This window comes from Paenibacillus sp. PK3_47 (genome assembly GCF_023520895.1).
In the GTDB taxonomy this organism is placed as follows: domain Bacteria; phylum Bacillota; class Bacilli; order Paenibacillales; family Paenibacillaceae; genus Paenibacillus_AQ.
The window spans coordinates 1646772-1658967 of the sequence record NZ_CP026029.1 but is presented as its reverse complement, the minus strand read 5'-3'; the positions used below and the strand labels follow the sequence as shown (position 1 = coordinate 1658967).

The 12196-nt window shown below is 51.8% G+C and carries 9 protein-coding genes and 1 pseudogene; 8 read left to right on the top strand and 2 right to left on the bottom strand.

The annotated features are described in order from the left end of the window. Nucleotides 1-98 precede the first annotated feature (98 nt). From C2I18_RS07440 to phnE (C2I18_RS07425), 4 genes are all read left to right on the top strand, one after another. On the top strand, nt 99-1199 hold the full coding sequence (locus C2I18_RS07440; RefSeq protein ID WP_249900622.1) for a phosphate/phosphite/phosphonate ABC transporter substrate-binding protein: 1101 nt from the start codon (nt 99-101) through the stop codon (nt 1197-1199). A gap of 100 nt (nt 1200-1299) precedes the next feature. Continuing rightward, complete coding sequence (gene phnC / locus C2I18_RS07435) at nt 1300-2085, top strand: phosphonate ABC transporter ATP-binding protein (RefSeq protein ID WP_249900621.1); 786 nt, start codon at nt 1300-1302, stop codon at nt 2083-2085. After that, on the top strand, nt 2075-2890 hold the full coding sequence (gene phnE / locus C2I18_RS07430) for a phosphonate ABC transporter, permease protein PhnE (RefSeq protein ID WP_249900620.1): 816 nt from the start codon (nt 2075-2077) through the stop codon (nt 2888-2890). The genes phnC and phnE (C2I18_RS07430) overlap by 11 nt, the downstream gene beginning before the upstream one ends. Nucleotides 2891-2906: 16 nt before the next feature. Beyond that, nucleotides 2907-3713 (top strand): phosphonate ABC transporter, permease protein PhnE, encoded by an 807-nt coding sequence (gene phnE, locus C2I18_RS07425; RefSeq protein WP_249900619.1) that lies wholly within the window; start codon nt 2907-2909, stop codon nt 3711-3713. On the opposite strand, the pseudogene C2I18_RS29710 reads toward phnE (C2I18_RS07425), so the two are convergent. Both C2I18_RS29710 and C2I18_RS07415 read right to left on the bottom strand, forming a co-directional pair. Beyond that, nucleotides 3703-5531 (bottom strand): annotated as a pseudogene (locus C2I18_RS29710) (ATP-dependent DNA helicase). The gene phnE (C2I18_RS07425) and the pseudogene C2I18_RS29710 sit on opposite strands and share 11 nt — an antisense overlap. Before the next feature lie 182 nt (nt 5532-5713). Beyond that, nucleotides 5714-6553: an AraC family transcriptional regulator gene (locus tag C2I18_RS07415; protein WP_249900618.1), complete on the bottom strand. Its 840-nt coding sequence runs from the start codon at nt 6551-6553 to the stop codon at nt 5714-5716. A 247-nt stretch (nt 6554-6800) separates the two neighbouring features. Here C2I18_RS07415 and C2I18_RS07410 point away from each other — a divergent pair, with 247 nt between their 5' ends. The 4 genes from C2I18_RS07410 (at nt 6801) to C2I18_RS07395 (ending at nt 12131) form a co-directional block, all read left to right on the top strand. After that, nucleotides 6801-8585 carry a cache domain-containing sensor histidine kinase gene (locus tag C2I18_RS07410; RefSeq protein ID WP_249900617.1) on the top strand — a complete coding sequence of 595 codons (1785 nt, stop codon included), beginning with the start codon at nt 6801-6803 and terminating at the stop codon, nt 8583-8585. Beyond that, entirely contained in the window at nt 8578-10125 is a 1548-nt protein-coding gene (locus tag C2I18_RS07405; RefSeq protein ID WP_249900616.1) for a response regulator transcription factor, read from the top strand. The genes C2I18_RS07410 and C2I18_RS07405 overlap by 8 nt, the downstream gene beginning before the upstream one ends. An 87-nt stretch (nt 10126-10212) precedes the next feature. Continuing rightward, entirely contained in the window at nt 10213-11169 is a 957-nt protein-coding gene (locus C2I18_RS07400; RefSeq protein WP_249900615.1) for an ABC transporter permease, read from the top strand. Between the two features lie 125 nt (nt 11170-11294). Next, nucleotides 11295-12131, top strand: a complete 837-nt coding sequence (locus C2I18_RS07395; protein ID WP_481857924.1) for a carbohydrate ABC transporter permease — start codon at nt 11295-11297, stop codon at nt 12129-12131. Nucleotides 12132-12196 lie beyond the last annotated feature (65 nt).

Genomic DNA, 12196 nt, shown 5'->3' with positions numbered 1-12196 from the left:
ACATTAACAGGCCGGAAAGTTTACAAATGAATTATATAGTGAATAAGCATTCAAAAATTACAGTCTTTTACAAGACAAAAAAAGTGGAGGGTTTCCAAGTGAAAAAAAGAATCAAACACTTGTTTGCGGGGGTACTTGCAATCGGCCTGCTGGCAGGCTGCGGTACAAACAACAATGCAGGTAACAGCGAAGCTAATAATACAGGGGCAAATAATGGAGCAGCAAACAATACAGCAGCAGCAACTCAACCGGCGAATACAGCCATTGACGTTCTGAAGGTCAGCTTTGTGCCTTCCAAGGATCCGGATCAGATTATTACGGCAACCGAGCCGCTGAAAGAACTGCTGAAACAACAGCTGGGTACTCAAGGCTACACGGTAGGCGATGTGCAAATCGATGTCGGTACAACATATGAAGCGGTCGGCGAAGCACTCAGTGCGGGAACAACGGATGTCGGCCTGATTCCTGGCGGTACATACACGCTGTATGATGACGGCGCTGAAGTCATTCTGACTTCCACACGCAAAGCACTGTCCAATGATTCCGACAATCCGAAGGATTGGAACGACAATAAGCCGACTACAGGCCTTGATGATCAGCAGGCTTCCTACTACCGTTCCCTGCTCATTGCCGGTCCTTCTGCTAAGGGACAAGAGCTTGCGGCTAAAGTAAACAACGGTGAAGAGCTGACTTGGGAAGACCTGGACAGCGCAAACTGGGCGGTAATGTCGACTTCCTCTTCCGCAGGTTATATCTACCCTACCCTGTGGCTGCAGGAGAAATACGGAAAGAGCCTGACAGACCTGTCCAAAGTGACCCAATCCGATTCCTACGGCAGCTCCTTCGCACGTCTCGCGGTTGGACAAGCTGACATTCTCGTGGCCTTTGCAGATGCACGCCGCGACAATGAAGAGAAGTGGACAAGCGAATACGGCGGTACAGGCTCGATTTGGGACCAGACCAATGTTATCGGTGTAACAGAGCCGATCTACAATGACACCGTCAGCGTAAGCAAAAACTCCCCAATCATGAACGATGAGCTGAAGAAAGCCCTGCAGGATGCATTCATCGCGATTGCAGGCACTGAGGAAGGTAAGGAAGTTATCGCCATTTACTCCCATGAAGGCTACAAAGTGGCCCAATCTTCCGATTATGACGGCGAACGGGATGCGCAGGAATTGATCCGCAGCATGAAATAAGGAACTGCACAATTTACATGAACATGGATGAGAGCATCATGAGATCATGATGTTCTCATTTTTTGCTACTCCAAACTTTTACTAAAGGATTGAACGCCCCATGATTCAGTTTATGAATGTGACCAAAACGTATACAAACGGCACCACAGCGCTGAGCAACATTAATTTGAAAATCAAGCAAGGTGAATTCGTTGCCGTCATCGGCCTTTCGGGAGCCGGGAAGTCAACGTTAATCCGTTGCATTAACCGTATACATGATATTTCCAGCGGTACCCTCCTGGTTGATGATGTCGATGTAGCGAAGCTGAAGGGACGCCATATCCGTAAATTCCGCCGCAGAATCGGGATGATATTTCAGTCCTTTAATCTTGTAACCCGCACGACGGTGATCAACAATGTCCTGGTATCTTTTGTGCCGGACCTTCCCCTGTGGCGGAAGCTGACGGGAATCTTTCAAAAGGAACATAAAATCAAAGCGCTGGAAGCCCTCGACAAAGTGGGGATCCTGGATAAAGCTTTCGTCCGCGTCGACCAGTTGTCCGGCGGGCAGCAGCAGCGTGTGGCGCTGGCGCGCACACTGGCCCAGAATCCGGATATCATCCTGGCAGATGAGCCGATTGCTTCCCTCGACCCGGTAACTGCCCGCATCGTTATGGATGACTTCCGGAGAATTAATGAGGATATGGACATCTCCGTCATTATGAATATCCATCATGTCGAGATTGCACTGGAGTATGCTGACCGGATTATCGGCATCCGCAAGGGGGCCGTTGTATTTGACGGGGACAGCTCTGAAGTAACCCAGGAGATTCTCCAGGAAATTTACGGCGGAAACTGGGAAGCGGAGAAAGCAGCCATAGAGGAGCAGGCGGCCCATGTTCGATAAACTTTTCCCCCCCAAACAGATCGTGCTCCCCGGCGGAAAAATCGTGCTGCAGAAGCGGTCCCGTACGCCGCTCATAGTCCTTATATTGATTGTTTTGACGGTATTGTCGGCACAGTTTACAGGCTTCAGCTTTCCGGTGCTTTTTAAACGGATCCATCAGTTCTTTACGATTATATGGGCGATGATTCCGCCGGATTGGGGAAGCTTGCCGCGGATTTGGTCCCCGCTGCTGGATACGATCAAAATGTCGCTGCTCGGCTCCATCATCGGTGCCTTGATTGCACTGCCTGTGGCGGTGGCGGCGGCCTCCAATATTGTACAGTCGAAGATTATCATCATCCTCAGCAAGGCGGTACTCAGTCTGCTGCGCACCCTTCCGACGCTCGTCTCGGCGCTTATTGCAACCTTCGTGTTCGGTCTTGGACCAATGGCGGGAACAGTGGCGATTATGCTGTTTACGATCTCTTACGTCGGCAAGCTGCTCTATGAACAGATTGAAAATGTGGATATGGGGGCTTTTGAAGCGATGGAGTCGCTTGGCATGACAAGGCTGGAGGCTTTCCGCTTTGCCATTATGCCGCAGGTGCTTCCAGGCTATATCTCAACATCCCTGTACTGTTTTGAAGGAAATGTGCGGTATGCGGCCATTCTCGGTTATGTCGGCGCCGGCGGTATCGGCCTGCTCATTAACGAGGGGCTCGGCTGGCGGGATTACCCTGCAGTCGGAATGATTATTCTGGTTCTGATTGTCACGGTATATGTGATTGAAAGAGTCAGCGAGCATTTCCGCAAAAAGCTTATTTAAGGGAGACGTTATATTCATGAACACCATTGAAAAACAACTGTCAGCCGCTCCCCGCAAAGGGCTGTACCTGGGGACGATTGCGGCGATAGTCGCCGCGTTGTTCTTATGGTCATTGACGGCGGTTAACTTTAACCAAATTGAACAAAGCGGCCTGAAAATCGCCAAAAATATTATGTACGGCCTGACCCATCCGGATACAGAGCTGCTGTTCAACGTATCGAAACAGAGTGTGCTGTATCTGCTGCTGGAGACAATGGCGATTGCCTTTCTGGGAACGGTGGTAGGTGCAGTACTGGCTGTGCCTCTTGCTTTCCTCGCAGCGTCCAATATCGTGCCAAAGCCCGTATCCTGGATTACGAGACTTGTGCTGATCGTGATCCGCACTGTACCGGCGCTGGTGTACGGTCTCATGTTAATCCGTGTAACCGGACCCGGAGCCTTTGCCGGAGTACTGACAGTGGGGATCACCTCGATCGGGATGCTGGCCAAGCTGTATGTGGACGCCATTGAGGAGCTGGATACACGTGTCCTGGAGTCGATGACCTCGGTAGGCTGTACTACTTTTGAAAAAATCCGCTTCGGCATCATCCCGCAGCTCATGTCGACCTTCCTGTCGGTGATCATTTACCGCTTTGACATGAACATGCGCGAGGCTTCGATTCTGGGCCTGGTCGGCGCCGGCGGGATCGGTGCGCCGCTTATTTTCGCCATGCGGAGCTACAAATGGGATCAGGTCGGTTCCATTCTGATCGGGCTTGTCGTGCTGATTCTGATTATTGAGTATTTCTCGACCCGGGTCCGCGGGAAGCTGGTTAAGGGGTAGGCCTAATGCGCTTCTCCTTCACAAACCTCTCCAGCACAGAGAAATCCTCGGTAACTTTTTTAAAAGGCAAAGCCTCCAGCACGGTGTTCCGGTAATCCTTACGGGCTGCAGCAGACAGACGGGAGTCGAGAATGCTGAGCACACCGAGGTCCGTTTCACTGCGGATCAGACGTCCGGTACCCTGTCTCAGGCGGAGCAGCATGTCCGGTACAAACACCTCTTTCAAGGCGTTGCCTGCCATGGAGGCCTTGTATTCATAGACAGGATCGGAAGGCACCGGAAAGGCAGACGGAACACGATGACCTGCGACAGGTCGGAGCCCTCAATGTTGATCCCTTCCCAGAACACACCGGTGCTGAGCAGAACGCCTTTGCTGTCCCGGAATTCTGCGATAACCCCGTCCTGGGACGAGCCCTCCTTTTGCATATGCAGCGCCCAGGACAGCCGCTCGGAGCGGAGCTTCTTATGAACATACTTCATATCCTCTTTGGCTGAGAAAAGCACCAGTGTCCGTCCGCCCGTCAGATTGCACAGCCTCATCATTTCCTTGTATGCCGCTTCAAGATAACCTTCGCGGTTCTCATGGTTATAGTAGGGGACGTCCCTGGAGATATACATCATGGCATGGCTGTCGTAATCAAAAGGTGAGGGCTGGCGCTCCATATAATCTCCCCTGTAACCGAGAGATTGCGTCAGATACGAGTATTGCTCTTCCAGTGTTTCGCCGCCCTGGCACATCGTTGCAGACGTTAAGATCACTGAGGTTTTACCCTTAAATAAGGTGTATTTCAGAAACTGGCTGATATTTTTGGGACAGATGCTGATAACAGCTTCCCTCAGGGCTGTGCTGGCCCAACTGAGATAGTTCTCCTCTGAACCGGCCAGTATCGCCGTAAGCTTGACCAGCCCGTTCACGGCTTCAAAAAGCTCGTCAATCTCCCGCTCATTCCGGGATGCAAGAACCGACAGGCTGAGGGAGAAATCCTTTAAATCCTGCAGCACCCGGGTGAGCGGTACGCCGCGGATATCCGATATTTTGATGCGGTCATTATCCTGCCTGGCTGTATGGTGCAAATCCGCTTCGATCTGCTTGAAGATTACGCCGAAGCTTCTTTTGACAAATTTGAATCGGGACATCAGATCCTTATCCCGCGATTGCTTGAAAAGAATCTGCACCGTGTCCTCCAGAATACGGACAGATCTTCTGTAGGTGAATTCGAGCGTTCCTGCATCCCTGACCTTTGCTTCCAGATTATGAGCCTCATCGATAACGATCAGCGCGGGGCGTTCACTGATTAACCCCTGGGTGCCTTCCTTTTTCTTCATTAAATCCCGGATAAGCAAATCCTGGTTCACAATAATGAAGTCAATATCGCCGGCTTTGGCGTTCATTTTGAATCTCATACCGTAGAACAGGCAGGTGCTCCTGTAGTGACAGCGCTCGAATTTGCAATCATTCACATTTACGCCCGACCATTCCGCATCGCTGACCCCGCTTTTGATATCTGCCCGCTCATCAATCTCAAAATCCACAACCCGCCGGGCAAGTCCGGACAGGGAAGAGCCAGCTTCATCCGGCCCTAACAAGTCCGCTGCCCTTAGACGGCAGGCATATTGCCCCATCCCTTTACCGACTACAGAGCGCACTGTGGAGAAGCCAAGCCGGCTTCCAATCAGCCTGAGGTCTTTATGGATCTGCTCAGAGAGCTGTATGGAGGAGGTCGCGATGATTACGGGCTGCTGCGAGATACGATTAATGAGCAGGCCGGGGATCAGGTAGGCAAAAGATTTTCCGATCCCGACACCGGCTTCGATCATCGCGTTACGTCCATTAATATATGCATCAACTATATCTAGCGACATATCCTGCTGACCGGTCCGCTCTCTGAGGCCAAGCCTGGGAAACCGGTCATAGACCCGGAAGACGGCATTGACCAGGGCAGACTCGGTCTCCTTCTTCGCTTTCTGATTCTGCAACTGATATAGATCATTTAACCAGCTCATGACAACCGCCCCTTTTCGGGATCATGCTCGGCCCGGTAATGCTTCGGGGAAGAGCCCATCACCTTTTTAAAAACTTTGGAGAATAATAATGCATCCGTATACCCTACAGACCGGGAGATATCCGCTATGGACAACCCGGTATTTTCAATCATTTCACAGGCTTTATGGACACGGTAGTGAATCAGGTAACTCTGAATACTGGTATGCATCTGCTGTTTGAACAGAGAGTTCAGGTAGCTCCGGTTAAGACCTATGCACTGGGCGATGTCTTGGACGGTTATTTTGCGGGGATAATTGATTTCGATAAAATCCTTCACTTGTCTGATGTAATCTTCTGCCCGGCTCCCGCTTGTTTCAGGGAAAGTTACCGGTCCATATTCCACCAGCAGCGACAATAATAAATACAGCAGCCCTGTAAGCCGGGTCTCCCGGGCTTTGGCAAATCCCTGGGACTCTTTCATCTGCTGCAAATACGTAACAATCTGATCGTCGCGTTCATAACTGAAGATGGGGGCAGTCTTGCTTAACCCTGCCTGCTGAAGCAGCAGCCCGGTCAATGTCCCGTCAAAGCCGAACCAGCAGTAAGACCACGGGTCGTCCTGGTCTGCCTGATAACGGGTGACAACACCGGGGACAATCAAAAAGCCCTGTCCCTTCTGCAGCCGGTATTCCGTTCCGCCGACTTCATAGCGCCCCTCCCCGCTCAAGACATAATGGAGCAGGTAATGGCTTCTTACCGCAGGGCCGAAGCAGTGGCCTGAAATACATTCTTCTATGCCGAACTGGTTAAGGTAAAGTTCTGTATGCTGTTCACTGTGCGGCAGGTACTCTATCATAGTCATTCTCCTCGGTGCCAAATAAACATCCAGCATTATAACATAATTAGTCAGTACTATGCCATGTACTCCCTGCCCGGATGTAATATATCATTTTTGTAGAACTGGCAGACAGCTGGCATGAGGGGATCGAGTATTAAACCATGTTCTGAACCATATAAGGCCACCGATAGACTGTACCCCTTTCTGTATGATCAGGGGTATTTTTGCGTGCAGAAGCCTATGAACTGGCCCGGGAGGATGATCCATGTTTTTTGTCCGGATGATGAATGATATGAAGATGAAGAAAAAGCTGGCGTTCACCTTTATTTCGGCTGCGGTTCTTCCGCTGGTGTTATCGGGGGTATTTTTGACCGGAAAGCTCAGGGAATTTGTTATCAATGATGCCTTTATGCAGGTATCGGATAATGTGGAGCGTGTCCGTCAACGGACGGAGGAGCTGCTCAAGGTTCCGCTGGACATCTCTTACCGGCTGACGTTCGATAACCGGATGAAGCGGGTAGCTTCACGGGAGTATGCCGATTACGGCGAAGTAATTCAGGCCTACCGGGAGTATACGGATATCCGTGATTATATCCAGTTGTATAAGGAGATTTCCGGTATCCGTGTATATGCCGTGAATCCGACTGCGCTCAACAATTGGGAATTCATCCAGCCGGACAAGGCGGTTATGGAAGAGACCTGGTACAGGGAGGCATTGGCACAGAAGGGGCTGACCGGCTGGAGCCTCATCCCGGATGAACGGTACGGCACCGGCCAGCTCAGCCTTATCCGTTCATTCCCGCTGGAAACCACAGGACAAACAGGGGTGCTTGCCATCAATGTGGACCAGCAGCAGTTGAACTCCATTCTGGAGCAGGAGTCTTTCACTACGCTGATTGTGGATGACCGGAACCGGGTTGTCGGCTCCAATGATCCGGGGTTGTCCGGAAAGAGTCTGTCAGCGGTTAAAGGCGATGCAGAGATTTTCTCCCGGCAGGAGGGCAGCTATGACACAGACGTGGGCGGCAAAGCTTCGAAGGTGGTTATTGCGAACCTTAACCCGGAGAACAGCTGGAACGGGCTGCGGGTTATTTCCGTGTTTACCGTCTCCGAGATTACCCGCGAAGCCAATCAGGTCATCCGGCTTGGGACAGTCGTCATAACGGTAAGTCTGCTGTTTGCCGTGGTGCTTATCTACGCATCCGCGCTGCTGTTATCGCGGAGGCTGCTTCGCTTAAGCAGGCATATGTCCAAAGTGGGGGCGGGGTCCTGGGAGACGTATATCCATATCGACGGTAAAGATGAGGTCGGTCTTCTCTCCAAACAATTTAATGCGCTGCTCAGAAGCGTGCATGATCTGGTCGGGGAAGTGAAGGAGAGCAATCATCAGAAAATGCTGGTGGAGCAGAAACAAAACGAAATCAGATTTAAAATGCTGGCCAGCCAGATTCATCCGCATTTTCTTTTTAACGCACTGGAATCTATCCGGATGGAAGCCCACATCCGCAAGCAGGATGATATCGGGGAGGCGGTATGGCTGCTGAGTACACTGCTGCGGAGCAGTCTGGAGGCGGGGAACGGCAATATTCCGCTCCGCGAAGAGGTGGAGCGGGTACGCAGTTATCTCGACCTGCAAAAGTTCCGGTATGAAGACCGTCTGACGTATCACATCACGGTTGATCCGGGCCTGCAGGAAATGGCGGTTCCCCCGCTGATTATTCAGCCGTTAGCGGAAAATTCGATCCTTCACGGTCTGGATAACCGCGAAGAAGGCGCGGTCATTGCCGTGGAAGTCCGTAAAATGCCGGAAGGAGCCATCTTCAAAGTATATGACAATGGCGCCGGGTTCCCGGCAGACCGTCTTGCAGATATCCGGTCAGAGCTTGCCGGAGCCGTACATGAGCGGGAGAGCCAGCGGATCGGCCTGCGGAATGTGAACGACCGGCTCGTTCTGCTGTACGGGGAAGCCAGTGCCCTGCAAATTGCAAGCACGCAGGAGGCAGGCACGACCATCACATTTTTTATTCCGGGAGGTATGCCTAGTGATTAAGGTTGTAATTGTGGACGATGAGCCCAAGCTCAGGCAGGGGCTGCAGACACTGATTCCGTGGGAGAGTCTCGGATTCACTGTTATTGCGGCAGCAGGCAACGGCAGGGATGCCCTGAAGATTATCGGGGAAGAAGCGCCGGAGCTCGTTATTGCCGACATCCGGATGCCGGTGATGGACGGTCTGCAGCTCATCCAGCAGCTGCGCTCAGCCGGTCATCGGATGCATTGTATTATTCTCAGCGGCTATGCCGACTTTGAATATGCCAAGCAGGCCATTAAATATGGAGTAGAGGGGTATCTGGTGAAGCCGGTGAATGTCACCGAGATGTCGGCTACCCTGAAGCAGGTGCGTATGCGGATTGAAGAGGAACACCAGCGGAGGGATAGGGATATGGAAGGGGGGACTGACCGGGAGGTGTATCTGCACCGTCTGCTGGCTCCCCGGGAGATGCCGGAAGACCCGGCTGTACTGCGGAGCAAACTCGGGGATGCCGAGCTGCTGTGGAGCCATTACGAGATCGTTGTTATTGCCCTGCGGGTGTCAGAAGGGGAGCGTGCGGAACAGCTGCAGCACCTGGCGGCAGGCCTCCGGCAAGCCGTTGAAGGAAGAGGGATCGTAACCGTCTTCCCGGCTCATATGATCCTGCTGCTGAACACCCCCTTGTACGGAAGGCAGCGGCGGGACAGCCTGTACGCCGAGATTCAGAGCACCGCAGGAGATATCCCGTTTAGTGCGGCTACCGGAGGAACCGTCCGTGAACCCGGACATATTTACAGTGCCTATGCGAAGGCGCAGGAAGCAGTGAAGCAGGCCTTCTTTGGCAGGAAGGGGACTCTGCTTGAGCCGGGCCGTACTCTTTTTGCTGCGCCGGAGCCTGCCGCCGCCAAGGCTGAAGGTGAGTTTGACAAGCAGCTGGACGATTTAATCTTCCGTCTGTATTACAGCCTCGATGCAGGCAGCAGGACGATGGTGCTGCCGCTGCTGAATGAGGCTGCGCTTTTATTTTGCAGGCAGGAACAGGAGGAGAAGCAGGTCAAACAGTCCTTCTTCTTTTTGTGCAACGCGATCATTCATAAGCTGGCTGCGGCTTCCCGCATAGAGTTGAAAGCAATGGAGCGGGTCTCAAGGTTTTTGGACCGGATTTATCAGCATGATTATTTGACGGATCTCCTGGAAGAGACCCATTCTTTCCTGCTGGAATTTGCGGAGGACACGGGACCCAAGGGCAAGGATCAGGAAATCAGGCAAATGCTCGGCTTTATTCACAGGCATTATTCGGAGGACTTGAGGCTTTCCACGATGGCCGGCCTGCTAAATTACAGTACCCCTTACTTGGGACAATTGTTCCGTAACAAAACAGGCGAATATTTTAACACCTACCTGGACAAGGTCCGCATCGGCAAAGCCAAAGAGCTGCTGGATCAGGGGATGAAGGTCTATGAAGTGGCCGAGCATGTCGGTTACGGCAGTGTGAATTACTTTTTCAGCAAATTTAAAAAATACGAGGGCCGCTCTCCCTCAGACTATAAAAATCCATAGTTTGTGTATGATTTTATCCGAAATCCGCAGTATGGGTTCCGTCTTCCCTCTGAATTATGATTGTAATCAAGAGAGAGGGGAGGAAGCATGAAAACGATCACACCAAGTACCGAAACCGTATACAAACCAGCCAAAAAGAATGCCTGGAGGGAATTTAAAAATCAGAAGTATCTCTATCTTATGTCCATACCCTTCGTATTGTGGGCGTTTGTCTTTCAGTATCTTCCTTTATGGGGCTGGACCATGGCCTTCCAGAAATATAAGCCGGGGTTAAGCTTTTTTGAACAGAAATGGGTAGGCTTTGAGCACTTCCGCGCGCTGTTTGCAGATGAGCACTTCTACCAGGTCCTGCGCAACACGCTCGCTATGAGCTTCATGGGGCTGATTGCCGGATTGGTTGTACCGGTCGTTTTTGCCCTGCTGCTGAATGAGGTCCGGGTCCAGGCCATGAAAAGGTTCGTGCAGACTGTGTCTTATCTTCCGCATTTTGTCTCCTGGGTGGTGGCTGCCGGAATTGTCAGCAAAATGCTCTCTACAGACGGCGGTGTCATCAATGATATTCTGCTCGGCCTGCACATTATTGATCAGCCAATCCAGTTCATGGCCCAGGGCCATCTGTTCTGGGGAATCGTCACCGGTGCGGATATTTGGAAGGAAACAGGCTGGAATGCGATTATCTATCTCGCGGCCATCTCGGGCATTGGTCCTGAATTATATGAAGCTGCACGGGTCGACGGCGCGAGCCGTTTCCGGCAAATGTGGCATATCACGCTGCCGGGAATCCGGCCGACCATCATTGTCCTGCTGATCATGTCCATCGGGCATCTGCTCGGGACAGGGTTCGAAAAGCAGTTCCTGCTGGGCAATCACCTTGTCATCGATTACTCTGAGGTGCTTGATTTGTATGCGCTTAATTATGGTTTGGCCATGGGAAGGTATTCCTTCGGGACGGCGATCAATATCTTCAACTCGGTGATCAGCCTGCTGCTGCTGTTTGCGGCGAACGGAATCTTCAAGCGTTTTACAAATGAAAGCATCATGTAGGGGGGAAGGATGACATGGGATTCGTGAACAGCAGTAACAGCAGTGCGCCGGCCCGCCGGTTAAAAACAAACCGCCAGGCGAAATCGCCGCAGGACCGGCTACTTGAAATCGTCGTGTATTTTACCATGATCGTTGTGACTGTACTGACGCTGTATCCGTTCCTGAACGTGCTGGCGATCTCGCTTAACGATTCAGTGGATACCGTCCGGGGCGGCATTACCATCTGGCCGAGGCAGTTTACCCTGGATAACTTCAGTCTGATTTTTACTTACGGGACTCTTATTACCGGCTTTAAAATATCCATTCTCCGCACGGTCATCGGTACGCTCGCAGGGCTGGTCAGCGGTTCCATGCTGGCATTTACGCTTGCGCGGAGCGATTTTCAGGCGAGAAGGTTTGTGTCCATGTTCCTTGCAGTGACGATGTATGTGTCCGGGGGCCTGATTCCGGGATTCATCCTGATGCGGGATCTGCATCTGATCAATACCTTTGCTGTCTATATTCTGCCTGGTCTTGTAAGCGCGTTTAATATCTTCGTGATCCGCTCGTTTATCGACGGACTGCCGTATGCCCTGCAGGAATCGGCGAAGCTGGACGGGGCCAACGACTTTACCATCTACTGGCGCGTTATTCTGCCTTTGTGCAAGCCGGCATTAGCGACGGTAGCTCTGTTTCTCGCGGTCGGCCAATGGAATTCCTGGTTCGATACGTATCTGTTTAACGGCTCCAATGAATCCTTGACCACACTGCAGTATGAGTTAATGAAGATTTTGCAGAGTACGACCTCAAGCGCAACCAATTCCCAGGACGCGGCGAATATGGCAGAGCGTATGGCGCAAATCTCACCGGAGTCGGTCAAAATGGCAATCACGATCGTAGTCACTGTTCCGATTCTGATCGTTTATCCTTTCCTGCAAAAATATTTTGTCAAAGGGATGACGCTCGGCGCGGTAAAAAGTTAGGACTTGCTTAACAGATGTGCCCTGGCTAACGGCCGGTCTCATACAAGGTTACAGGTACATTCTAC